Source organism: Paenibacillus sp. FSL L8-0638 (assembly GCF_038593075.1).
GTDB classification, from domain to species: Bacteria; Bacillota; Bacilli; order Paenibacillales; family Paenibacillaceae; genus Paenibacillus; species Paenibacillus polymyxa_D.
In genome coordinates this window covers 2,108,159-2,131,276 of the sequence record NZ_CP151960.1, presented here as the reverse complement: position 1 = coordinate 2,131,276, position 23,118 = coordinate 2,108,159, and the positions used below count along the sequence as shown (strand labels likewise).

The following is a 23,118-nucleotide window of genomic DNA, read 5'->3' as shown; positions in this document are numbered from 1 at the left end:
GTCAGCAACTTCACATTTCTTTCATTTCTGATGAAGACATTATTTAATGAAAACATTCGGGTCAATGATCAACGCAACCTGACCGTCACCCAGAATCGTGGCACCTGAAATTCCTTGGATATTTGGAAGGTATTTGCCCAGATTTTTAAGGACAATTTCACTTTGTCCCAAAAAGTCCTGTACAGAAAGAGCTGCCAAACGGTCTCCCTTGCGGATGACCACGACCTCTGTCTCTTCTTCTTCATCTTCATTGAAGTCCGGTACCTCAAACAGCTGACTCAAGGAGATGAGCGGGATATGAGAATCGCGGAAAGCAATCATTTTATTGCCATGTACAGAACGAATCTGTGTCCTTTTGACAATCGCAGTCTCCACAATGGAGGACAATGGGATCGCATATTTTTCAGAACCGATCTGTATCATCATGGCTGCAATAATGGATAGGGTGAGCGGCAATTGCACAGAGAAATTAGTGCCTTGGCCCAGTGTAGAGTGAACCGTAACATTGCCACCCAAAGCAGTGATTTTGGATTTAACAACGTCCAAACCGACACCGCGTCCTGATACGTCTGAAATGACTGCAGCTGTGCTAAAGCCTGGAGCAAACAATACCTGATAAGCTTCCTCGTCGGTCATGACCGCTGCTTGCTCTGCTGTCAAAATCCCTTTAGAAATAGCACTGTTTAGTACCTTATCGCGATTAATACCATTTCCGTCATCTTCAATCTCGATGAATACGTTATTTCCGCTATGAAAAGCACGCAAGTTAACCGTTCCTGTCTCAGGTTTACCAGCTGCAATCCGATCGGCTACCGACTCAATGCCATGATCCACGGAGTTACGAAGCAAATGCACCAGAGGATCGCCAATTTCGTCGATAACAGTGCGGTCCATTTCAGTCTCTGCTCCAGTAATAACCAAATCAAGTTTTTTATCCAGCGATTTGGCCAGATCGCGCACCATACGCGGAAAACGATTGAAAACAGTGTCTACTGGTACCATCCGCAATTTAAGAACGACGTTTTGTAAATCGCTGCTCACACGACTCATGTGCTCTACCGTTTCTGTCAGTGCTGGATTGGAAGCTTCACTTGCCAACTGCTCTAACCGCACGCGGTCAATGAGCAACTCGCTAAATAAGTTCATAAGTACATCCAGACGTTCAATATCTACACGAATCGTACGGTTATGCGTAGGGGCAGCTGCCTTAGCTGCTGGCGCCTTACCTGCAGCTGGCTTAGCCACAGAGGCCGCAGCTGAAGACTGCGGCTGGGATGGAGCAGGTGATTGCACGGCAACAGGAGCTTCCTGTACCGCAGCAGTCTCAGCCAGTCCAGCAGTAACTTCGCTCATTTGTTTAAGCGATTCCTGATCTAGTTGTACCACTGAGACAGTGTCAATTTCAGAGATGCCCGCGATTTCCTTTTCCAGCTCCCCAACTTCTTTCTGCGTTATGTAATATAACGAGAAGCTTTGCTCGAATTTCTCCTGTTCAATATCCTGTACCGACGGATAGGCCTTGACGATTTCACCAGAGTTTTCCAGTGTATTAAACACCATAAAAGCACGCGCCGCCTTTAACTGGCTCTCTGAGCTGATTGTTACCTGTATATAGTGAACACGATGTCCTTCAGAAATAGATTGCTCCAATACAGAATACTGGAACTGATCCAAAACAAGCCCAGCACTATCGTTTTTGCCCACTTTTTTAGATGGAGACTCCTCAGTCGCAGCATTTGCGCCGGTCTTTTGGAAATCCCCGCTCACGATGGATTGTAGTGAAGATACAATAGAGGAGACATCCGCTTTTCCGTCGCCTCCCTCTGTAATGTGCTGCACCATGGACTCCAGAGCATCCAATCCCTTAAATAAGGTATCGAATATAAATTCATGCATCGCCAGCTTGTTGTTACGTACAAGATCAAGAACGTTTTCCATTTGGTGGGTAAGCGATGCTAGGTCTTCAAACCCCATCGTAGCAGCCATTCCCTTGAGGGTATGGGCAGAACGGAAAATCACCTGAACGATACCTAGATCAGTTGGATTGCTTTCCAGTTGAAGCATTTTTTCGTTAAGAGATTGCAGATGATCATTCGACTCATCAATAAACATGTTTAAATATTGGTTCATGTCCATTGTGAGACACCTCCTCCATGAGTTACACTCCGATTATTTCACAACTTGTACAAGCTTGGGGGCGATCTCCTGCATTGGCAGAAGGTGACGCACACATTTTAACTCTACTGCTGAGCGGGGCATTCCGTACACTACACAAGTTTCCTCATTTTCAGCAAATGTGGATTGTACCCCAGCATCATAAAGCTTCTTCATCATTTTGGCCCCGTCGCTCCCCATTCCAGTGAGCAATACTAGATGCCGCTCCAACGAGGTTAACGAGAGCAACGATTCAAACATCGTATCTACGGAAGGACGGTGACCATTGCGAGCTTCCTCCGTCTTCAGTGACACAGTGTATTTACCACCGGCTCCTGGTACAATTCTTAGTTGATATCCCCCTGGGGCAATGTAGGCCGTTCCAGTCTCCAGCGTCATCCCCTGCTCAGCCTCCACAACTCGAAGTGGACTTAACGTGTTTAAGCGTTGTGCCAGCGAACGAGTGAAGTTTGGCGGCATATGCTGAACGATAACGATTGGAGCAGGAAAATCACCAGGAATGCGTTCCAACAGCGTCTTAAGCGCCCGCGGACCGCCCGTAGAACATCCCACCGCCACTAGTTTGCGAAAGTTGGACGTGTGCACACCTTTTTTAAGTGACAATCCCTTAGGTGCGGCAGGAACTGTAGGTGCCGCTACTGGAGGTGTAGCAGCCGCAGGAGTACGAGTAGCTGATGAAATCACCGTCTTATGGGACTCCGGCTTAACCGAGCCTGCTTTATCCTTACCATGCAGCGATTTGCCAGCGGCCGTAGTAGTACTGTTTAGTTGCCCTGGTGTTCGTCCTATCCCCTTGGACAAATCTTCCTTCTTCTGAACAGTAGGTGCTTGGACTGACTTATTGCTTGGCTGAGCAGCTGGCTGCTGTTCTATGCGCCCCGCTGTAACAGATGTTCCAGACTGTTGTCGTTTGGTTTCCTGCTTGGCTACTGCCGGGGCGGACTTGCCAACATCACGCTTCGGCTGAGCTGATACAGCAGGTGAAGGAGCAAGCGGAACAACAGGAGGCTTGTCTGTCGAAGCTTGACTGCCTGCTCGCTTCTCAGTCACAGTCTGTCCTGGAGGCTTTTGCTGTGGCGTTTTTTTTGCTTGTTCCAATGCAGCTTTGCGCTCATTAGCTTCCTTGCGCTCCAGACGGCTCCGCACTGCTTGCATAGCAGTGTGCATCTGTTCCAGCAGCGCCTTGCTCACTTGCTCAATATCTTGCGCATGAGCGATGGAAGGCTTTCTTATAAAATCGAAAGCTCCTGCCTCCAGAGCCATGATGGTCTCCTTCATGCCTTGTTCATTAATGCCTGACAGCATAATAACAGGTAGCGGATGGGCTGCCATAATCAATGGCAATGCTTCAAGACCATTCATTTCAGGCATCTCGACATCCATGGTGACCAAATCGGGCTGCAATTCCTTCACTTTCTCTACAGCCTCTTTGCCATTGGCGGCTGTACCTACGATGTTGAACGACTCATCCCTTACAATTAAATCTGTAATAATTTTGCGCATAAAGGCCGAATCATCTACAACCAGCACCCGGTAAGCACACATGTTAAACACCTCTGTTTCCTCTCATCAAAATCAATGTACAGAACGCCGCAACCATTTTTGCATAAACCCTTTAATTCCACTCAATGCACCTGATTGCGGAATCAGTGGCATTGCTGCAAAACGGTGTGCCAGATTCAATACATCTCTTGAAGCCGCACATCCCGGAAAAGCAACCATAAATGGTACTTGCCTTTTGACTGCTTGCATGACATGAGTATCATCACTGATATGTCCAAGCAACGGGATATCGATCTCCAAAAAGCGTTTCGCAACCAGTGCGATCTTATCGGCAACTTGACGGGCCTCATTATCGTTATCGGCACGATTGACTATAATTTTGAATACCGTATCCTTTTGCGAACCGCTGACGACTTTAATTAGCGCATACGCATCTGTTAAGGACGTCGGTTCCGGTGTAGTTACAACCAGGCATTCGTCAGCTGAAGTGATGAATTTAAGGTTTTCTTTGGATAAACCTGCACCTGTATCAAATAGAATATAATCCATATCTGCCGCCATTTTCTCTACTTCTTCGGCAAAATAATTCAGATCGTCATCCGATAACGTAAACAATTCGCTCAAACCCGATCCTCCAGCAATATAAGGCAAACCACCTACACCCGTTTGAATAATTTCATCAATTGATTTCTCACGTTTTAGCAGGTGAAAAAGGTTGTATTGTGAATTGGCTCCCATTAATACATCAATATTGGCCATACCTATATCAGCATCAAACACAAGTACCCTTCGACCAAGGGATTGCAGAGCAAGAGCAAAGTTCAGCGTGAAATTGGATTTGCCCACCCCGCCTTTACCACTGGTGATCGTTATAATTTTTGCTTGACGATTACGTGGGGGCAATCGATATTTATCCAAGGAGGAAGCCATTTGTCTAAGTGATTGGGCTTGGTCACTCATATGGAATCTCCGTTAACTCCTGTTGATGTTTTGGGTCCAAGCAGCATGTTTGTCACCATTTCTGTATCGGGATGAAGCAGGTCATCAGGAACATTTTGTCCATTGGTAATATAGGCCAGCTGCATCGGAAATTGATGCAAAAGATTAAACATTCCACCGCAGCTACCTGTCTCGTCCATTTTAGTAAACACAACCTTACCGAGACCAAACTTGCTGAAATGTCCAGTTATATTGAGCATATCTTTGCTTTTGGATGTTAGGCTGAGTACCAGATACGTCTCACTTTCATTAATAGGCGAAAGCAGACTTTGCAGTTCCGAAACAAGTAATTCATTTCGATAATTTCGTCCTGCCGTATCCATGAGGATCAGGTCACAATGTTCCAGACGTTGAATGGCTCTGTGAACGTCACCGGGAGATTGCACAACTTCAAGCGGTACATTCAAAATCGTAGCATATGTACGCAGTTGCTCGACGGCAGAAATCCGGTACGTGTCAGAAGTAATAAATCCAACTTTGCGATGATGCTTAAACAACTGTTCTGCTGCTAACTTGGCAATGGTTGTTGTTTTCCCTACTCCGGTAGGACCTGCCACATACACAATTTTGGTATCTTTGGAGATCCCTTTGTCCAGTCTTGTCTGAATAAAACTGGCCACTTCCTCACGAAAGGCTTGTTCCCAATCGAAAGTTTCAGGCGCAAAAGGGTGCTCACTCCGACGCACATATACCTGTTCGAGCCAATACTCCAGTAAATCACGTTCCACTTCCTGTTCCAGCACACGCTCACAAATCTCTTGCAGCGGCTCCGGCCAAGTACTTTCCATTGAAGAGTTTCGGGAAAACCGAGTCATCATAGCTTTCATTTCCCGCAATTCATTAAGCAGAGCCTGATTTTCCTCCGCTCCGCTCTTGTCTGGAACGCTTGCTTCAATGGGCTGTTTAAACAGTTCACTGGATGATTTCATGTTCGAAAGTAATGCTTCATGATCAAGTGCTTGAGACATAGTCTCCAGATTATTAGCAGACCTAGATGACAAATGCTCAGTTGCTGAAGCTGCTTGTTCTGCATCGATCATTAATTCAGCTTGTTCTTCTTTGGAACCACCCGTCATCTGCGTTACCCGCCGGTAAGCTTCTGGAGCAGCTTGTCTGGGAACCACAGGCATAAATGATTTTTCTGGCTGTTCAGGAGCGTTCATTTGAGGTGAAGCCGCCCGGGCAAGCTCTTGTGAAGATGGTCCAAACCGTCGTGGCTTTTGAGGTTGCTTCTCCTCTACCGCTGCAACCACTTCGATTTTCTTTTTACTGAACATTCCCATGAAACCGCCGACCTTCATTTCCTTTGTACTTAAAATGACGGCGTCTGTTCCTAAGTCACCCCTGATTTGCAGCATGGCTTCTGGCATGGTATCCACTACATATCGTTTTACTCTCATAAGTTCACCACCCCGACACTTTGAATTTCAACGTTCGGCTCCAGCTCACTGTACGACAGCACCGGGACATCCTGCATCGTCCGCTCCATCACTTGCCGCAAATACATACGAATTGTCGGTGACGTTAATACAATAGGCTGCTGTCCAGATTGAATAAGGCGGTTGATTTGCTCCATCATCCTTTGATACACCGTTTGCGTAGACACCGGGTCAAGAGCCAAATAGCTACCTTGCTCCGACTGTTGCACGCTTTCAGCAATTTTCTTTTCCAATCCTGGTCCCACTGTAATAACGCGTAACGTCTCCCCTTGTTGGGCAAATTGCTGCGTAATCTGGCGGGACAACGCCTGACGGACATATTCAGTCAGCACGTCGGGATCTTTTGTATAAGTACCGTAGTCAGCTAGTGTTTCGAAAATAGTCACCATATCGCGAATGGAGATTTTTTCTTTCAACAGCTTGGCTAACACTTTTTGTACATCCCCAATCGCAAGCACAGAAGGAATAAGGTCGTCCACCAGCACTGGATAATTCTCTTTGAGATTGTCGACCAGCGAACGTGTCTCCTGTCTGCCAAGCAACTCATGAGCATGTTTCTTGATCGTCTCCGTAAGATGAGTAGCTACAACTGAAGGTGGATCAACTACGGTATAACCAGATAATTCCGCAACATCCTTGGTGTTCTCATCAATCCAGAGCGCAGGCAATCCGAAGGCCGGTTCCGTCGTTTCAATTCCTGTAATAGAATCATCGTCGTATCCTGGACTCATAGCCAGGTAATGATTTAACAGAAGCTCTCCGCCGCCCACGGTATTACCTTTAATTTTAATTACATACTCGTTAGGTTTGAGCTGAATGTTGTCTCGAATACGAATGACCGGTACAACCAAACCCAGTTCCAAAGCACATTGACGACGGATCATAATAATCCGATCTAATAAATCCCCGCCCTGCTGTGTATCCGCCAGCGGAATTAACCCGTATCCAAATTCAAATTCAATTGGATCTACCTGAAGCAAATTAATGACACTTTCCGGACTACGGACTTCTTCAATTTGTTGCTCCTCTTCCAGCTGTTCATCGGCTATCTGCTTGCGCTCCATATTGCCCTGCATTCTTCGAGCCGCAAAAAACAGCAGAATCGCCAGTGGAAGAGTTGTAATGATATGAATAGGTGTGAAAAGCCCTAATAATGCAATTGTGGCAGCCACAATGTAGATCAGTTTTGGATAAGAAAAGAGTTGTCCAGTTAAATCCTCTGCCAAGTTGCCATCTGACGTGGCCCGCGTAACAATCAAGCCTGACGCCGTGGATATGAGCAGTGCGGGAATCTGACTGACCAGTCCGTCACCGATGGTGAGGACAGAATAAGTCGACAGCGCCTCTTGAAATCCTTTTCCCTGAACGGCCATACCGATAATAAAGCCACCGACCAAGTTAATGATCAAAATGATAATACTAGCAATGGCATCACCTTTAACGAATTTACTCGCACCATCCATCGCTCCGTAAAAATCTGCTTCCCGTTCGATTTTACTGCGTCGTTCACGGGCTTGCTGCTCATTGATCAAACCTGCATTCAGATCCGCATCAATACTCATTTGTTTACCCGGCATTGCATCCAATGTAAACCGTGCGCCTACCTCAGCAACCCGCTCAGATCCCTTGGTGATAACAATGAACTGTACGACCACGAGAATGAGAAAGACAACAAAACCGACGGCAATTTGCCCTCCTGCAATCCAACTACCAAACGTAGCAACTACTTCCCCTGCATGGCCCTCACCTAAAATAAGTTTGGTTGTAGAGATATTAAGTGCCAAACGAAATAACGTTGTAATGAGCAGCAATGAAGGGAAAATAGAGAACTGTAAAGCTTCCTTCGTATTCATAGAAACGAGTAGAATCATTAAAGCAATAGAAATATTAATGACGAGTAGGATATCCAGCAGCCATGATGGGATCGGGAGAATCATCATAAGAACGATACCGATGACGCCTGCAAGGACAGTTATTTCTTTTATTTTCACGGGTCTCTAGCCCTCCGATCCCTTTATTTCACTTTACCTTTTAATTTATATACATACGCCAGCACTTCGGCAACGGCCTGGAACAGATCAGCTGGTATCGCATCCCCGATTTCGGCTCTTTGAAACAGCGCCCGCGCCAGCGGCTTGTTTTCCATCGTTATAACGCCGTTTTGCTTGGCAATTTCTTTAATTCGGAGCGCAACGTAATCTTGCCCTTTCGCAATAATCTGCGGCGCTTCCATCTCCGAACCGTCATATTTCAAAGCCACAGCAAAGTGCGTAGGGTTGGTAATGATGACATCTGCATTAGGAACCTCCTGCATCATACGCTGCATAGCCATACGGCGCTGACGCTCGCGAATTTTCCCTTTGATCAGCGGGTCACCCTCCATTTTCTTGTATTCATCCTTGATGTCCTGTTTGGACATTTTCAGGTTTTTCTCATGCTCATAACGTTGATACATATAGTCCAATACCGCTAAAACGAACAGCACCACACCAATTTTGAGCCCCAGTTCCATCGTTAATGAAGCTGTAAAGCTCAACATCTGATCGCCGGACATTTCAGCCAGTTTAGGTAGGTCAGCCTTTGTTTTCCAGAGTACGCTGTACACCAGATAACCAATTACGGTCATCTTTAAAACAGATTTCAGGAATTCAACCAATGACCTCATGGAAAAAATATTTTTGAATCCTTTAATCGGATCAATCTTGCTAAACTTGGGCGTAATGCCCTCTCCGGTTAATAAAAAACCGATCTGCATGTAATTCGCTGCTATCCCAATGACAATGGCCCCAATAAAAATAGGTGCCAGCATAATCAAGATTTGCACGCCATATTCGCCCATCATCAGCAGCGTTGTGTTCGGCGTTACCTCCATAGAAAGCCGATTCACAAAAATATCTCGAAATAGTCGAACCGCATGGTCCTTAAAATACCCGCCGAAAATCATGAGGCAAAAAAACGTAACCAGCAGGACACCAGCGGCGGGCAACTCCATACTTTTGGCAACCTGCCCTTTTTGTCTTGCATCCTGTTTCTTTTTGGGTGTAGCTTTTTCCGTTTTTTCCCCTGAGAACAACTGCAGGTTCATAGCATATTTAAATGACAAACTACGTTCCTCCAGACCAGACATTAAGGACGATTACCCATAATATCCAACAAGTTGCGCATGGATTCGAACATCACAGAAAACAATCTTTCGAATATAAAAGCAAAACTTGGCATGAGAAGCAGTAACATGAACAGTCCCACAATAATTTTAAGAGGTACACCAATGACAAAAATGTTGAATTGTGGCGCTGTTTTAGCTAAAAAACCGAGTCCCACATCCGTTAAAAAGGTAGCTACTACAATGGGGGCAGCAATTTGAAAGGCCAGCATAAATGATTCCGCAAAAGAACGTACCAGGAATTCAGTTACACTGCCACCATACAGCTTTACAAAAAAATCATTTGTCAACGGTACCCAATCATAGCTGTATAAGATAGCATTTAGCAGATGATGGTGCCCATTTATACTTAAAAAGAACAATACAGCTATGGCAAACTTAAAATTCCCTGTTAAAGGCGTTGAAGCCCCTGTCATGGGATCAAACACACTCGCCATTCCGAACCCCACCTGTAAATCTATAAATGAACCTGCGGTTTGGATCGCTGTCATGAACAGATATGCAGTAAATCCCAATAACAACCCAATCAGCACTTCACGGCCCACTAACAGCACATACGCTACATCGGTCGGTACCTGTTGATGCGTACCATATGTAAGATACACGACCAAAGCTAGAAATCCTGAAATTCCGACCTTAAAGATATTAGGTACACCTCGGGTCGAAAAAATAGGCGCTACTACAAAAAATGAGGTAATCCGACAAAAAATCAGCAAAAAAACAGGAAGATTTTGTAACAATATGTTCATAACATTCAGCCTAACCTATATATTTGTACAAATTGTCCAGAATGTTATACGTAAAGTCCACTAATGTGGTCAATATCCAAGGCCCGAACAAAAGCAATGCCAGCAATACGGCGACAATCTTCGGAACAAAGGCCAGTGTCTGCTCCTGAATTTGGGTTGTCGCCTGAAAAATGCTGATAATCAAACCCACGACTAGCCCCAAAATCAGCATCGGAGCGCTCACCTTGAGTACAATGTACACCGCTTGCCCAGCCAGGGAAATAATAAACTCCGAAGTCATTGCCGTCCTCCTTGATTGCTGTCCTTGCATGAAGTACTCATGTGTTAAAACTTAGAAGCAACGATTTGACTACCAAATACCAACCATCTACAAGTACAAAGAGCAGTATTTTAAAAGGAAGTGAAATCATTACCGGTGGTAGCATCATCATCCCCATAGCCATGAGTGTACTCGACACTACAATGTCTATAACTAAAAATGGTATGAAAATCATAAAGCCCATCTGAAAAGCCGTTTTCAACTCACTGATTGCATAAGCCGGAACCATCACCGTTAGTGGAATATCCTGATAATTCTTTGGTTTTTCCATCTTGGTGTATTTCATAAAGAGCAGTAGATCCTTCTCACGTGTATGAGAGAACATAAAGGTCTTGATCGGTACCGATGCCTTGTCCAGCGCCTGAGACTGTGTTATATCCCCCTTGAGATACGGCTGAAGCGCAGTTTCATTCATAGCTGAGAACGTCGGTGCCATAATGAATAAAGTGAGAAACAAAGCCAGTCCAACAAGCACCTGATTAGGCGGCATCTGCTGGGTTCCCAGCGAAGTTCGCACAAAGCCAAGCACAATCACAATTCGCGTAAAACTTGTCATAAGTACAAGCAACGCGGGCGCTACACTAATGACAGTAATAAGTAAAATAATAGACAGCGAGGTGGCACCGGGCTGTCCTTTGTCCGAATTGCCGACTTGAATATCAATGTTCGGAATCGGTTCCGCAGAGGCCGCCGTCACCGAAATGAAGCTGAACAAGACAAGCAGCAAACATGCAAGTATAATCTTTTTTCTCATGAATCTCCCGACCGATCTGTAGTATTCTCCTCATTGCGCAGCTTTTCAAGTTTATCCTTGCGATTCGGCATTTGCCGAAGCTTGGATTCAAACATCTCGTGAAAAGATGTCTCCTCTTCAGGCTGCTGCTGTGCCGCGTTGTTCCGGCGAAGCTTATCCGCAATTTTAGCGAATAGCGGGGCAATCGGGCCGCGCTGCAGAGAAGCTTCTTGCTCCAGTGCGGCCAAAATTTGCTCCACTTCTTCAGGATCGGATACTTTGTCAACAAGCTGGATATCTTCTCCCACACCAATGAGGTACACACTGCTACCTACTTCAACAAGCTGAAGGGATTTATTGGGACCCAGTCCCACGCCTCCCAGTATGCGAACGGAGCGGTTGCTGAACCAGCTCTGATTTCTTTTACTCAAAAACCGTATCAAGTACACGATCAGTACGATGATAAAGATTAGCACGAAAAGGACCCAGGCAATGTTGCCTATATTGCTGGATGTACTCAATGCGTCAGAGGCACCCTGTTGTGTATCCATACTGGGTGCGCCTTAGACACCCAGTGTTTTGTTGATGGCTTCGATAACCCGATCCGATTGGAAAGGCTTAACGATAAAATCTTTGGCGCCAGCTTGAATGGCATCAATAACCATTGCTTGCTGACCCATCGCGGAACACATGATAACCTTTGCATTCGCGTCAATTTGTTTGATTTCCTTCAGAGCGGCAATGCCGTCCATTTCAGGCATCGTGATATCCATCGTAATCAGGTCCGGACGAAGCTCCTTGAATTTTTCAATGGCCTGTGATCCATCTTGGGCCTCTCCTACTACCTCAAATCCATTTTTGGACAGGATGTCCCGAATCATCATTCTCATAAATGCAGCATCGTCCACGATCAAAATACGGTTTGCCATCTGAAATAAATCCTCCCTAAATTATGCTTTTATTGTAATTTTTGAATACGGTCCCATTGACTTACAATATCTGTTACGCGCACACCAAAGTTCTCGTCGATTACGACAACCTCGCCCTTGGCAATCAGTTTGTTGTTAACCAAAATGTCCACCGGCTCCCCAGCAAGCTTGTCTAGTTCAATAATTGAACCTTGTGAGAGCTCCAGAATATCTTTAATTTGCTTTTGGGTCCTTCCTAATTCTACGGTGACTCTAAGGGGAATGTCCATCAATAAATTTAAATTGTTTTCATCCACTTGCGCAAATGCACCGGACTGCAAGTTAGAAAATTGTACAGGTTGTACATTTACATTACGTCCCGGTACTGCACCGTAGTGATGAGGCGTTCCGTAAGGAGCTTGCGGCGGTACACCAGCTGGCATTCCATAACCCGGTGTTCCATAGCCTGGAGCGCCCTGCTGCCCATATCCCGGGTCTTGAGGATACATTGGCGGTTGTTGCCCATAGCCTGCGTCTTGCGGCGCCTGCGCGGCTGCAGGTGGCTGTTGATAGGCTGGTGCAGGCGGTTGCTGCGGAACGCTAGCTTGTTGCGGCGCTTCGGGAGCAGCTGTTGCAGCTACCTGCTGTGCGGACGCTTGCGGTTGTTCCTCATCCTCTCCGCCATTCATTAGGATGCTCACCATTTTTTTGGCGAAATTAACAGGTAACAGTTGCATCAGCGTAGAGTCAATAAGATCCCCGATCAATAACCGGAAGGATACTGTGATGAGCGTCTCTTCATCCGGCAGACTGGATACTCCATCACCGTGCATAGGATCCAAAATATCAATCCCCGGTGGAGAGATATTAACAAAACGATTAAACATAGTAGACATTGAGGTCGCCGACGATCCCATCATCTGGTTCATCGCTTCCTGCACAGCACTAATGTGGATTTCATTCAATTCTTCATCTGCTGGGTTTCCTTCACCACCAAGCATTAAGTCCGCTATCACTTGTGCATCACGCTTTTTGATTACGAGTGAGTTAATACCCTCGAATCCATCGACATAATTTACATGTACAGCTACGTGTGGCTTTGGAAATGCAGTTTCAAATTCAGAACGGGTAATAATTGAAACTTTAGGTGTCGTAATATCCACCTTTTGACCGAGCAGTGTGGAAAGAGCCGTAGCTGCGCTGCCGAACGTTATATTACCGATTTCCCCGAGAGCATCCTGCTCCAGAGGAGTCAGAAAATCGTCAACGGTCTTGCCTGCGGGAGTAGAATCCGTCCCCGCTTCAGACTGTTTCAGCAAGGCATCGATTTCCTCCTGGGACAAATAGTCTTTACTCGTCAATTTCTTCAACTCCTTCGTTGACAATTTCATCAATTTGTACGGCAACACGATCTCTTACCATGCCGGGACTTCCCATAAACTTCAATTTCTCGCCTACCCGGATGGATAGTCCTTCTTTGACAGGTTTGTTCAATGAAATGACATCCCCGACCGAAAGACCCAGAAACTCGGCTACATTTATCCGGGATTCACCCAACTCGGCAATAATAGGGAGCTCTGCTTTGGTGACCCGTAATCTCAAGGCGTCAATCTCTTCGGGCGCCCTTGATTTCTTTTCGGATGTAAACCACTGGTGCGTGGACAGTCTAGCCATAATGGGTTCCAATACCACATGCGGGATACAGAGGTTAATCATCCCTGTGGTATCACCAATTTTGGTACTAAGCGAAATCAGAGCAATCGTTTCATTCGGCGAGACAATCTGCATGAACTGCGGATTTGTTTCCATCGCCTCTAGGCGCGGTTCAATGTCCAGTACCGTTTTCCAAGCCTCTTGCAGGCTATCAAAGGTACGACTGAAAATTCGCTCCATAATCGTCGTCTCGATTTCGGTCAACGCAGTAACCTTTGACGGTGCCGAACCTGTTCCTCCGAGAAGCCTGTCCAACATGGCATAAGCAACGTTCGGGTGAACCTCAAGCACCATACGGCCTTCCAGCGGTTCAGCTTCAAAAATGTTTAGAATGGTCATTTTCGGAATGGAGCGAATGAATTCATCATAAGGAAGTTGCTCCACCTGAACGACATTAATTTGGACAAAAGTACGAAGCTGCGCTGAAAAATATGTGGTCAGATACCGTGCAAAGTTCTCGTGTATCCGCGTCAGACTCCGTATGTGATCCTTGGAAAACCTAAGCGCTCTTTTGAAATCATAAGCGCGAACTTTCTTTTGGGTATCTTCCTTTTTAAGTTCTTCCGCATCCATTTCACCGGACGAAAGAGCTGCTAAAAGGGCATCAATTTCCCCTTGTGACAGTACATCCACCAATGTTATTCACCCCCTTACGTGTTCCTGACAAGTTCACCTGGAATCAAATGGCTGCCAGCAAAAAGTCTGTAATTTTGGCGTTCCCCAGGTGACCTTCAGGGAGCGACTTGTTGATGAGATCCGTCAGCTTGTCACTGAACTGGTCCCGGCCTTTAGCCGTTCTGAGCTCATCAGGTTTGGTGTCTGCAAGTAATTGAATAACGATGGGCTTAATACTGATGTCTTTGATTTTTTCAAAAGATTCTTTTGCTTTGGCATCGTTCAATTGAAAAGATAGGTTCATCTGAACAATGTAATCTGCGTCTGCCAGATTTGTTTTGATACCGGTAATTTCAGAACTCACTTCCACCAATTCATCTGCTGACAATCTTGGAAGTTGTTCTGCCTGAGCAGCTTGCGCATTCGGTATGACTTCCGACTTCTTCCCGCTAAGCGCTGGTATAAGTACAAAGGCCGCGCCTGCAATCAAAGTAATCGCGAGTAAAATTGTAATGAGCCATGGCAGCATCTTCTTCATTCGTCTTCCTCCATTTGTTGCACTTTTATCGTGGCGGCATGCATGCCGATTTCACGGCTGTAACCCTTGATCAAGGAGACGACATCTGCCGCTTTTTCCAATACAATCAACCGTTTCCCCGTCACCAAAGTGACGTATGTATCCGGTGTTTCCTCCACAGTCTCAATGAGCAGCGCATTAAGCCACATAGGCGAGCCGTTCAGCCGCGTTAACGGGATCATCGTAATACCAACCTCCTGATAGGAGCGGAGGAGCCTCTACTCCTCCGCGTTTAAATGAGATTATCGTTTCAAGTTTACAACTTCCTGAAGCACTTCATCCGAGGTCGTAATGATACGCGAGTTCGCTTGGAATCCGCGCTGAGCTACGATCATTTCGGTAAATTCGCCTGTCAGATCAACGTTAGACATTTCCAGCTGACCTGAGATAATAGCACCGGTGCCATCATCAGTGCTGTTTGCTTCCATAGCAGTGATTTCACCCTCGTTTCCAGAGTTAACTGTAGCACGATACAGACTACCCCCGATTTTTTCTAATCCTTCAGGATTGATTACTTTAGTTACTCCAATTTTAGTAGCATTATCTGTTCCACCAGATGCCAAAGTTTGTACAATGGTTCCATCCTGAGAGATTGAGAAAGCAGTAACATCATCTGCTAACGTAATGGGAACTCCACCACCTGAATCAGCAACAAAAAAACCGTCCGAAGTTACCAAATGCCTATTTCCGTCAATGTGAAAATCTCCTGCTCTAGTCAAGTATGGAGCTTCTTGATCCGCATTCATTTTAACCAAAAAGAAACCATCACCATTAAGGCGTAAATCTGTTGGATTATTCGTTGTCATGGCACTTCCTGGTAAATGAAGCGTGTCAATGGAAGCCACAGTCGAACCCAATCCAATTTGCTTTGCGTTACTTCCTGCCGTTTCTTCTCCAGACGCACTTGCACCTGAACTCGTTTGGCTCAAGATATCCTTGAACATCACTCGGCTGGACTTGAAGCCTGTAGTATTTACGTTTGCAATGTTGTTGCCGATAACGTCCAGCTTTGTTTGAAAGCCCTTCATGCCCGATACACCTGAATACATTGATCTCAACATTGAGTATAAATCCTCCTCTGATTGGTTGCTTAGTTGACCGCATCAGTCGATCCGCGGCTTTTTCATGGCTTTCCTATTCGGGCCAGCCACTTCATATACATTTTTATGAAATAATTACAGCACTATCTATCTGCGTAAATACGTTATCCTCCATGGACTTCTTATCCATCGCGGTAACAACTGTTCGATTAGGTACACTTACAATCAAAGCCATATCCTGCATTAAAATCAATGATTCTTTGGCGCCTTTGGCAGCTGCTTTATCCACAGCAGAGTTAATTTTCGCCATTTGGTCACTTCTCAACTCTATTCCCCGCTGCTCCAGACGCTTGGCTGCATGGTTGCTCAGCTTGAGCACCTGTTCCTGCAACACCTGACCGAACGGTCTGGCATCCTTGGATACCGAATTTACTCGGTTTTGTGAGATTGCTGCCGGGGGCACGTTGGCGGGAAAAAGGCGTCCGACCGTCATTCTATCATTCATGAGTTCTCACCGCTTCCAGTAGAGGAAGAAGATGAAGTATCCGATGTATTTGTAGCGGGAGTCGTTGTATTAGCCTGACTCACTGATGTTACATCTTTTAATGCCACCTCAGCCGCTCCCATTTTGGCATACTGCACACCGTCGCGAATAACGATGGAATCCACGATTCCACTTTTTACGGTACCCGCACCTGTTTCACCTGTGATGGAGTCTTTTTTACCTGCCTCAATCCAGCTGACTTCTTTTCCTATCAAACCGGAAGCCGTACCCAAAGACTGTCCCAATGCATTCAACTGCGTAGAAATGTTCATCAGTTGTTCCACTGAGGAAAACTGGGCCATTTGAGCGATAAATTCTTTATCCTCCAAAGGCTGCATCGGATCCTGATTTTGTAGCTGGGTGATCAAAATTTTCAGAAATTGATCTTTACCCATAGTCTTAGTATCCTTAGCACTCGCCGTTTTGACATTGTTCACATTGTAATTCGGCCAGACGTTGCTGGTGGATACATTGTTGTCTGTCGTCGTCATTGTGTTCTCACCTCCATCATTACGCTTGTGCTGTAAAGGAGCCTGTCCGATTTATATCATCTGCACGTTGTTCTGCTGTCCAGTTACGGAGTTCCTCTGCCATTTCAGCTACCTTGATAGCATCTTCGCTCTCTTCTCTACCACGAGCTTTGGAACGTTGATTGGATTGCTGCTGCTGCTGCTGATTAGCTCCAGATCCGCGTCCATCCTGATACATATGGGAGGAAAGCGACTCATTGTGCGTGACTTCTACCTTATCCACCTGGATACCTTGGCTCTGGAGACTCGAACGCAGCTGCGACATTTGCTGTTCCAGCAAATCCTTCGCTCCGCTATGCTCAGTCATGAACTGGGCAACCAGATGACCATTTTGCATTGTCAGCTTAACCTCCAGCTGGCCCAGATGATCTGGACGAAGCATGATAGTCGCTTCCGTCAAGCCAGTGTGTTTTACAATGTCAAGTTTCTGCACTACAAATTCGGTCATCTCCTTGGCAAATTGCCGCACATGTACGACTGGTTGAGCCGGAGCCGAAGGTGTTGTTCCTTGCGTTTGTACCGAAAGCTGTCCCGCAGTCGTGATCACTGGAGTCTGATTGTCAGTTGCTGTCGAATCCGCTTGCTCAGTTGCATCTACGAATGCACTCGCTTCATCCGCTCCAGTCGTCTTAACTGTAGACTGAACGAGAATATTAGTTGATGAACGTTGCCCTTCTGAACCTTGCTGATTAGTTTCGCCCTGACTTGCTTGCTGCTGAGAAACAACAACCTGTTTGTCTGTAGTAGCTGTAGCTACGGTCTGAGTACCATTTGCTCGATTTGCAGAAGGCTGAACCGCTTGTGAATCCCCACCATCAGCAAGTTCCACAGCTTTCATTACACCATTCCACTGCTCATCGGAAATAGCTCCCGTCCCTGCCATTGCGCTTTGGAGCGATTGTAGCAACTTCGTCACCTGGGACTTTTGGTCTCCAGAAGCCTGCTCTGCTACATTGGCTAGTTGTGACAAAGCGTCCTGCAATGCAAATCGAAGAGTAGCCGGATTGGCTGCCAAGACTGTTAAGCCTGTCGCCTCTGTCGTTTCTCCACCGTTTAACTGTTGATTTGTTCCGTCGCCTTGCAAGAACTGTTGTACTTGCTGAATCCAAGCTTGCAGAGTTGCAAGCAGAGCAGGATCGGCAGCTACCTGATCATCCAGCTTTTCGAGATTTTGCAGCAAAGGAGCCAGTGTTTCGACCAGCGGCTCGGTTGGAGCTTCCGTGGATTCTCCAGTCGCAATAAGCGGAAGTACCATTACTAATGGAGAACCATTCGCATCTGTGCCTGCTGAGCCCGTTTGCCCGCCTGTCATCATTTGCGTAAGTGTTTGATTAAAAGCACCCGTAGTTGCACCGGCAGCTGTGGCTGTACTCGCTGTTGAGGCTGTCGTACTGCTAGCTGTTTGACTTGAGCTGACCGATACACTTTGAGAAATAAGGGTCATTTATTTTTCACCTCCCTTCATTTAAATTACTTACTGCCCATCAGTTTGTTCAAAATTTTTGCGGTCTGAGCCGCATCCTTGGCAGACATATTTTGTAGTAAAGAACCACGTGTCGAATCATCTACTGTATTTAATATGTTTAATGCCTTGTCTGGACTGATTTTGTAAGTTTGCAAAATAAGTTCGGCACCGCTCTTCTTGTCCATGGAAGCAAATGTGCTACTGATTTGAGTGCTTTGCAAACTCTTACTCGTCGTTCCAGCTGCGGTACCTTGATCCTTTTTCAGACGAGACTGCAATGCAGCAACTGACAAATCTGTAGACGGCGTTACGTTTTTCAGAGCCATAGTAATATCGGCTGCTTTTTTAGCGTCCATCTTTTGCAAAATCTTCGCACTGTTGGCAGGGTCCATGTAGCTTAGCAGCTGCACAGTCTCTTCCGTAGTCAGATTCTCCATAATCGGTGCCGCTTTACTAGCTGTCATTCCTTCATACATGCTAGCAAGATCTCTGGCCTGTTTTACATAAGGATCTTCATTTGTTGTTCCACCTGTCGTTTGCGTACCGGCCTGTCCCTGCTGGTTGGCCTGTGGCTGCTGTTCCTGTTGCGTTTGGAGCGTATTGACCTGATTCTGCAGTTCAGTAACCTTTTTATCTTGTGTCGTCTTAGCAGCGGTAGCCTTTTTAAGCTCCTCCGTCTGCTTGGCTAGATCTGCCTTTAACTGCTGAATGGTTGCTTCAGAACTTTCGGACTGAGCCTTTTGATCTGCCTCTTTCGTCTGTGTAGCCTTATCTTTCGGTTCAGGTACCCAATTTTTAACAACTGGTATTTTGTTCCCTAATGAAATCATTTCGCTTCTGAAGTCCATATTGAACAATGTAAGCAGGACCCCGACCAGAACGATTGTGAACACAATCGGAATCAGGAAAAACATAAACCGTTCAAATCCCCCGCCTGATTCTTTTCCTAAATCCATATCCAGTTCATTTTCTGCTAACTTCTGTGCCATCGTCTTCCTCCTCAGGCAGCTGATATGCGTATCCTATGACTTTCCGCTTACCGGGCTTTCATGGCAAATCGCACGGAAGCCATTTCATCCAGCTCGTTCTGCTCGCGCAGGAGCACTTCCTGTTGGAATTTCACGTTGGCCTTCTCTCTCGCTTTCAGCCAAACCTGTTCATCCAGCATTTTATCGGTCAAAACGGTTTGTTTGCTTTGCACATTTTGCTGCGCATATTGAACATCCCTATGCTTGCGTGTAATACATTGGTCCAGATGATTAACATAAGCCTGTAATTCCTGAATGGTAGAGAGTGGTGCGCAATCCTCGGCAGCCTTTTGAATGGCTGATATGACTCGATTCCTTTCGCCTACAAGCTGTGTTAATGTCTGCTCCTCAGCCTGCAATTGTCCAACAGCACTGGAAAGCAACCATTCGGCCTGTGACTTTTCGTTGGTTTTCAAGTCTACAACTTTCTGAAAGGAATACTGAAATCTCATCGTTCAACCTTCATCTCCTCGTAAATTCAGAAATCAAACGCTCTCTTACCTCGTCCAGCTCAGCCTTTTCATCTGTTCTTTGTCTTGTAAAATCCCATATATCCCGTATACGCTCCATGGATTCGTCAATTTCTGCATTTGAACCCTGCTGATAGGCCCCAATATTAATCAGGTCCTCCGAATCTTTGTAAATGGCCATCAAGCGCTTAATGTTCTCGGCAGCGTCTATCTGATCTCGTGGTGCGATATCCTTCATAACCCGGCTAATACTCGCTAACACATCGATTGCCGGAAAATGTCCTTTGTTCGCAATCCCACGATTCAAGACAATGTGTCCATCCAAAATCCCGCGCACCGCATCCGCGATGGGCTCGTTCATATCATCACCATCGACCAGTACCGTATAGAAAGCGGTTATGGAGCCAGTAGGGCCTGTCCCTGCACGTTCTAGAAGCTTAGGTAGACTAGCAAACACGGAAGGTGTGTACCCTCTCATTGCCGGTGGCTCCCCTACGGCTAGGCCGACTTCACGTTGGGCCATCGCATACCGGGTAACTGAATCCATCATCAGCATGACATTCAACCCGCGGTCCCGAAAATATTCCGCGATCGTCGTTGCAATAAGTGCACCCTTAATACGGATTAACGCAGGTTGGTCGGAAGTTGCCACAATGACCACGGAACGTTCTAGTCCCTCCGGACCTAAATCCCGTTCAATAAAGTCCAGCACCTCGCGTCCACGTTCCCCGATCAAGGCGATTACATTCACATCAGCTTCCGTATTACGGGCAATCATTCCCATCAAGGTACTTTTACCTACACCCGAACCTGCAAAAATACCAACCCGTTGTCCTTTACCGATAGTAAGCAACCCGTCAATAGCGCGCACCCCGATACTGATTGGTTCCTGCACACGCGGACGATTCAGCGGATTGGACGGAATATTGAAGGTTGAATATCTCGCCATTCGCGAGGGAATCAATGAGCCATCCAGAGGCTGACCCAAGCCGTCCAGCACCTTGCCTAACAGTTCCGACCCGACCTGCACATTCAACGGCTTCCCTGTTCCTACTACGTCACAACCGGGACCAATGGATTGCAGTTCTCCAAGTGGCATTAGAAGCACTTTATTGTCCCTGAAGCCTACAACCTCCGCTTGCAACGGCTTTGCCGTTTTACCCGGATAAATGTAACAAACATCCCCGATACTGGCATCCGGACCTTCCGATTCAACCATCAGGCCGATAACCTGCGTAACCTTGCCATTTACCCGAACCGGGTCCATCTGGCGCAAATGATCCATGTAGCGCTGCGTATTAAGCCCCTTCATGTCTTCGCTCCTCATTCTCATGTGCCAGACGCAGTAGTTCCTTTTTGATCTCAGCTAATTGCGTATCAATCCGCGCATCCACGCTCCCAAAAGAAGAACGGATAACACAACCGCGATCTTTCACGGTACCATCAGGAATAATTTGCAGTTCTGCCTGCGAATCGACAGTTAATGACAATTCTTCTCGTGCACCTTGCACAAATGCGAAATGCTGAGGCGACACACACAATGTAATGGTTCCTTTTTCCCGCTTACGAGCCAAATTTTTACGAATTAATTCAATCGTGTAGTCCGGCTCAAGGCTAAGCTGTTTCTCAATGACCTTCTCAGCAATAGCACTACTCAGTTCAACCAGAAAAGGCTCAGCTTCCTGAATTAGTTGTTCCTTTATCTCATAGGCCTGACGTAGAATATCCTGTGCTTCTTCCATCATCTGCTCTGATTTCGTCTGAAGCTCGGCCTCAGCCAGCTTCTGACCTTCTTCATATCCTTGCTGAAACCCATCAGCTTTTAACGACTGAGTCAGCTGATCGTCATGCTCGCGTCGCTCCTGCCACCAGGCTTCAATCTGCTGCTGCGCCTCCTGAAGCATCCGTTCCGCTTCTTCAGCTGCTTCGCGAACCTGACGTTCGGCAAAATCCTTAGCATCTTTCAGCATTTCATCCCGTAGCCGTTCAGCCTCATGATCTCGCTGAGGCTCCGGCTCCGTATATTCAGTTGTGATTTCTTCGTCCGTCGTTTCTGGCGCATACGTATGTGCCACATCAATTGTTTTCAAAGCCCCTACAGGAACATATTGGAAAGATTTGATCAAGTTAGACAATGATGTCATCTCCTCCGCCGCGTGCGATTATAATCTCACCGGCCTCTTCCAATCTGCGGATCGTCGATACGATACGTGTCTGTGCTTCTTCCACATCACGCAACCGCACCGGTCCCATGTACTCCATTTCCTCTTTGAAGGTTTCTGCCATACGTTTCGACATATTTCGGAAAATCACATCACGTACTTCTTCACTGGATACTTTAAGCGCCAATTGCAAATCTGCATTGTCGATATCGCGGACAATGCGCTGAATGGAACGGTTGTCCACATTGACGATATCCTCGAACACGAACATTCTTTTCTTAATTTCCTCAGCCAGTTCTGGATCTTGAATTTCAAGCGAGTCGAGAATCGTACGTTCGGTTCCGCGGTCTACGCCATTCAAAATCTGAACAATGGACTCGATACCACCTGCATTCGTATAATCCTGTGTCGCGGTTGCAGACAGCTTTTGCTCCAACACTCGTTCCACCTGGGAAATAACTTCCGGAGATGTACTGTCCATGACAGCGACACGCCGGGCCACATCTGCCTGCTTTTCCTGTGGCAGAGACGACAGAATTGCAGCCGCCTGCTCGAATTGCAAGTACGAAAGCACGAGAGCAATCGTTTGCGGATTCTCATTCTGTATAAAATTCAATATCTGGTTTGGATCAGCTTTGCGGGCAAAATCGAAGGGTCTTACCTGTAACGTCGCTGTTAGACGGTTAATGACCTCAACTGCTTTTTGCGATCCGAGTGCTTTTTCCAATATTTCTTTAGCGTAATTAATACCGCCTTGGGAAATGTACTCCTGAGCCAAACAAATTTGATGAAACTCGGCCATGATGGAGTCCTTCTCAATGGCATCGACCTTCCGCACATTGGCAATTTCCAATGTAAGTTGCTCGATCTCCTCATCACGCAAATGCTTGAATATTTGAGCAGATACCTCTGGTCCCATTGTGATCAGAAGTATAGCCGCTTTCTGTCTTCCCGTTAAACCTTGACTGCTTGCCTTTGCCAATGAA

Annotated in this window: 24 protein-coding genes; all 24 read right to left on the bottom strand. The window is 46.3% G+C overall.

Annotated elements, in window-relative coordinates:
• Nucleotides 1–39: 39 nt before the first annotated feature.
• Entirely contained in the window at nucleotides 40–2,136 is a 2,097-nt protein-coding gene (locus MKY35_RS09780) for a chemotaxis protein CheA (RefSeq protein WP_342446237.1), read from the bottom strand.
• A 33-nt stretch (nucleotides 2,137–2,169) separates the two neighbouring features.
• The gene (locus MKY35_RS09775; RefSeq protein ID WP_342446632.1) at nucleotides 2,170–3,720 is read right to left on the bottom strand and encodes a chemotaxis protein CheB; all 1,551 of its coding nucleotides are present in this window, start codon (nucleotides 3,718–3,720) and stop codon (nucleotides 2,170–2,172) included.
• A gap of 30 nt (nucleotides 3,721–3,750) precedes the next feature.
• On the bottom strand, nucleotides 3,751–4,638 hold the full coding sequence (locus MKY35_RS09770) for a MinD/ParA family protein (RefSeq protein ID WP_342446236.1): 888 nt from the start codon (nucleotides 4,636–4,638) through the stop codon (nucleotides 3,751–3,753).
• Nucleotides 4,635–6,077, bottom strand: coding sequence for a flagellar biosynthesis protein FlhF (gene flhF / locus MKY35_RS09765; RefSeq protein WP_342446235.1), 1,443 nt, complete (start codon nucleotides 6,075–6,077; stop codon nucleotides 4,635–4,637). Before flhF ends, MKY35_RS09770 begins: the two co-directional genes overlap by 4 nt.
• Nucleotides 6,074–8,107 (bottom strand): flagellar biosynthesis protein FlhA, encoded by a 2,034-nt coding sequence (gene flhA, locus MKY35_RS09760; protein ID WP_016820963.1) that lies wholly within the window; start codon nucleotides 8,105–8,107, stop codon nucleotides 6,074–6,076. Before flhA ends, flhF begins: the two co-directional genes overlap by 4 nt.
• Nucleotides 8,108–8,130: 23 nt before the next feature.
• Nucleotides 8,131–9,243 carry a flagellar biosynthesis protein FlhB gene (gene flhB / locus MKY35_RS09755; protein WP_039274693.1) on the bottom strand — a complete coding sequence of 371 codons (1,113 nt, stop codon included), beginning with the start codon at nucleotides 9,241–9,243 and terminating at the stop codon, nucleotides 8,131–8,133.
• Nucleotides 9,243–10,028 (bottom strand): flagellar biosynthetic protein FliR, encoded by a 786-nt coding sequence (gene fliR / locus MKY35_RS09750; RefSeq protein ID WP_342446234.1) that lies wholly within the window; start codon nucleotides 10,026–10,028, stop codon nucleotides 9,243–9,245. The genes flhB and fliR overlap by 1 nt, the downstream gene beginning before the upstream one ends.
• A 10-nt stretch (nucleotides 10,029–10,038) precedes the next feature.
• Nucleotides 10,039–10,308, bottom strand: a complete 270-nt coding sequence (gene fliQ, locus MKY35_RS09745) for a flagellar biosynthesis protein FliQ (protein WP_007430038.1) — start codon at nucleotides 10,306–10,308, stop codon at nucleotides 10,039–10,041.
• 37 nt (nucleotides 10,309–10,345) lie between these two features.
• Nucleotides 10,346–11,101 (bottom strand): flagellar type III secretion system pore protein FliP, encoded by a 756-nt coding sequence (fliP, locus tag MKY35_RS09740; protein WP_013309901.1) that lies wholly within the window; start codon nucleotides 11,099–11,101, stop codon nucleotides 10,346–10,348.
• The gene (locus tag MKY35_RS09735; protein WP_029517000.1) at nucleotides 11,098–11,631 is read right to left on the bottom strand and encodes a flagellar biosynthetic protein FliO; all 534 of its coding nucleotides are present in this window, start codon (nucleotides 11,629–11,631) and stop codon (nucleotides 11,098–11,100) included. Before MKY35_RS09735 ends, fliP begins: the two co-directional genes overlap by 4 nt.
• 12 nt (nucleotides 11,632–11,643) lie before the next feature.
• Nucleotides 11,644–12,009, bottom strand: coding sequence for a response regulator (locus MKY35_RS09730; protein WP_010346372.1), 366 nt, complete (start codon nucleotides 12,007–12,009; stop codon nucleotides 11,644–11,646).
• A 29-nt stretch (nucleotides 12,010–12,038) separates the two neighbouring features.
• Nucleotides 12,039–13,349 carry a flagellar motor switch phosphatase FliY gene (gene fliY, locus MKY35_RS09725; RefSeq protein ID WP_165147592.1) on the bottom strand — a complete coding sequence of 437 codons (1,311 nt, stop codon included), beginning with the start codon at nucleotides 13,347–13,349 and terminating at the stop codon, nucleotides 12,039–12,041.
• Nucleotides 13,339–14,337 carry a flagellar motor switch protein FliM gene (fliM, locus tag MKY35_RS09720; RefSeq protein WP_029516998.1) on the bottom strand — a complete coding sequence of 333 codons (999 nt, stop codon included), beginning with the start codon at nucleotides 14,335–14,337 and terminating at the stop codon, nucleotides 13,339–13,341. The genes fliY and fliM overlap by 11 nt, the downstream gene beginning before the upstream one ends.
• Nucleotides 14,338–14,380: 43 nt before the next feature.
• Nucleotides 14,381–14,854 (bottom strand): flagellar basal body-associated FliL family protein, encoded by a 474-nt coding sequence (locus tag MKY35_RS09715; protein WP_023988194.1) that lies wholly within the window; start codon nucleotides 14,852–14,854, stop codon nucleotides 14,381–14,383.
• Nucleotides 14,851–15,075 (bottom strand): flagellar FlbD family protein, encoded by a 225-nt coding sequence (locus MKY35_RS09710; RefSeq protein ID WP_013309896.1) that lies wholly within the window; start codon nucleotides 15,073–15,075, stop codon nucleotides 14,851–14,853. Before MKY35_RS09710 ends, MKY35_RS09715 begins: the two co-directional genes overlap by 4 nt.
• Nucleotides 15,076–15,135: 60 nt before the next feature.
• On the bottom strand, nucleotides 15,136–15,954 hold the full coding sequence (locus MKY35_RS09705; RefSeq protein ID WP_029516997.1) for a flagellar hook-basal body complex protein: 819 nt from the start codon (nucleotides 15,952–15,954) through the stop codon (nucleotides 15,136–15,138).
• Between the two features lie 103 nt (nucleotides 15,955–16,057).
• Nucleotides 16,058–16,438, bottom strand: a complete 381-nt coding sequence (locus MKY35_RS09700) for a TIGR02530 family flagellar biosynthesis protein (protein WP_039274704.1) — start codon at nucleotides 16,436–16,438, stop codon at nucleotides 16,058–16,060.
• A complete protein-coding gene (locus tag MKY35_RS09695) occupies nucleotides 16,435–16,968 on the bottom strand; it encodes a flagellar hook capping FlgD N-terminal domain-containing protein (protein WP_318626667.1) in 534 nt (177 codons plus the stop codon). The genes MKY35_RS09700 and MKY35_RS09695 overlap by 4 nt, the downstream gene beginning before the upstream one ends.
• 19 nt (nucleotides 16,969–16,987) lie before the next feature.
• Nucleotides 16,988–18,451: a flagellar hook-length control protein FliK gene (locus MKY35_RS09690; RefSeq protein WP_342446233.1), complete on the bottom strand. Its 1,464-nt coding sequence runs from the start codon at nucleotides 18,449–18,451 to the stop codon at nucleotides 16,988–16,990.
• Between the two features lie 26 nt (nucleotides 18,452–18,477).
• Nucleotides 18,478–19,461 carry a kinesin gene (locus MKY35_RS09685; RefSeq protein WP_342446232.1) on the bottom strand — a complete coding sequence of 328 codons (984 nt, stop codon included), beginning with the start codon at nucleotides 19,459–19,461 and terminating at the stop codon, nucleotides 18,478–18,480.
• A 47-nt stretch (nucleotides 19,462–19,508) separates the two neighbouring features.
• On the bottom strand, nucleotides 19,509–19,952 hold the full coding sequence (fliJ, locus tag MKY35_RS09680; protein ID WP_029516992.1) for a flagellar export protein FliJ: 444 nt from the start codon (nucleotides 19,950–19,952) through the stop codon (nucleotides 19,509–19,511).
• Between the two features lie 10 nt (nucleotides 19,953–19,962).
• Nucleotides 19,963–21,282 carry a flagellar protein export ATPase FliI gene (gene fliI / locus MKY35_RS09675; protein ID WP_342446231.1) on the bottom strand — a complete coding sequence of 440 codons (1,320 nt, stop codon included), beginning with the start codon at nucleotides 21,280–21,282 and terminating at the stop codon, nucleotides 19,963–19,965.
• Nucleotides 21,269–22,105 carry a FliH/SctL family protein gene (locus MKY35_RS09670; RefSeq protein WP_342446230.1) on the bottom strand — a complete coding sequence of 279 codons (837 nt, stop codon included), beginning with the start codon at nucleotides 22,103–22,105 and terminating at the stop codon, nucleotides 21,269–21,271. Before MKY35_RS09670 ends, fliI begins: the two co-directional genes overlap by 14 nt.
• The gene (gene fliG, locus MKY35_RS09665) at nucleotides 22,098–23,114 is read right to left on the bottom strand and encodes a flagellar motor switch protein FliG (RefSeq protein ID WP_013309887.1); all 1,017 of its coding nucleotides are present in this window, start codon (nucleotides 23,112–23,114) and stop codon (nucleotides 22,098–22,100) included. The genes MKY35_RS09670 and fliG overlap by 8 nt, the downstream gene beginning before the upstream one ends.
• Between the last annotated feature and the right edge of the window lie 4 nt (nucleotides 23,115–23,118).

Bases quoted from the DNA above. Each gene is read 5' to 3' on its own strand.
- flhB (WP_039274693.1), bottom strand. From the start codon at position 9,243: ATGTCTGGTCTGGAGGAACGTAGTTTGTCATTTAAATATGCTATGAAC.
- fliI (WP_342446231.1), bottom strand. From the start codon at position 21,282: ATGAAGGGGCTTAATACGCAGCGCTACATGGATCATTTGCGCCAGATG.
- MKY35_RS09700 (WP_039274704.1), bottom strand. From the start codon at position 16,438: ATGAATGATAGAATGACGGTCGGACGCCTTTTTCCCGCCAACGTGCCC.
- fliJ (WP_029516992.1), bottom strand. From the start codon at position 19,952: ATGAGATTTCAGTATTCCTTTCAGAAAGTTGTAGACTTGAAAACCAAC.
- MKY35_RS09695 (WP_318626667.1), bottom strand. From the start codon at position 16,968: ATGACGACGACAGACAACAATGTATCCACCAGCAACGTCTGGCCGAAT.
- MKY35_RS09710 (WP_013309896.1), bottom strand. From the start codon at position 15,075: ATGATCCCGTTAACGCGGCTGAACGGCTCGCCTATGTGGCTTAATGCG.
- MKY35_RS09685 (WP_342446232.1), bottom strand. From the start codon at position 19,461: ATGGCACAGAAGTTAGCAGAAAATGAACTGGATATGGATTTAGGAAAA.
- MKY35_RS09730 (WP_010346372.1), bottom strand. From the start codon at position 12,009: ATGGCAAACCGTATTTTGATCGTGGACGATGCTGCATTTATGAGAATG.
- flhF (WP_342446235.1), bottom strand. From the start codon at position 6,077: ATGAGAGTAAAACGATATGTAGTGGATACCATGCCAGAAGCCATGCTG.
- MKY35_RS09775 (WP_342446632.1), bottom strand. From the start codon at position 3,720: ATGTGTGCTTACCGGGTGCTGGTTGTAGATGATTCGGCCTTTATGCGC.
- MKY35_RS09715 (WP_023988194.1), bottom strand. From the start codon at position 14,854: ATGAAGAAGATGCTGCCATGGCTCATTACAATTTTACTCGCGATTACT.
- fliP (WP_013309901.1), bottom strand. From the start codon at position 11,101: ATGAGAAAAAAGATTATACTTGCATGTTTGCTGCTTGTCTTGTTCAGC.
- MKY35_RS09690 (WP_342446233.1), bottom strand. From the start codon at position 18,451: ATGACCCTTATTTCTCAAAGTGTATCGGTCAGCTCAAGTCAAACAGCT.
- MKY35_RS09735 (WP_029517000.1), bottom strand. From the start codon at position 11,631: ATGGATACACAACAGGGTGCCTCTGACGCATTGAGTACATCCAGCAAT.
- MKY35_RS09705 (WP_029516997.1), bottom strand. From the start codon at position 15,954: ATGTTGAGATCAATGTATTCAGGTGTATCGGGCATGAAGGGCTTTCAA.
- fliQ (WP_007430038.1), bottom strand. From the start codon at position 10,308: ATGACTTCGGAGTTTATTATTTCCCTGGCTGGGCAAGCGGTGTACATT.
- MKY35_RS09770 (WP_342446236.1), bottom strand. From the start codon at position 4,638: ATGAGTGACCAAGCCCAATCACTTAGACAAATGGCTTCCTCCTTGGAT.
- fliR (WP_342446234.1), bottom strand. From the start codon at position 10,028: ATGAACATATTGTTACAAAATCTTCCTGTTTTTTTGCTGATTTTTTGT.
- MKY35_RS09780 (WP_342446237.1), bottom strand. From the start codon at position 2,136: ATGGACATGAACCAATATTTAAACATGTTTATTGATGAGTCGAATGAT.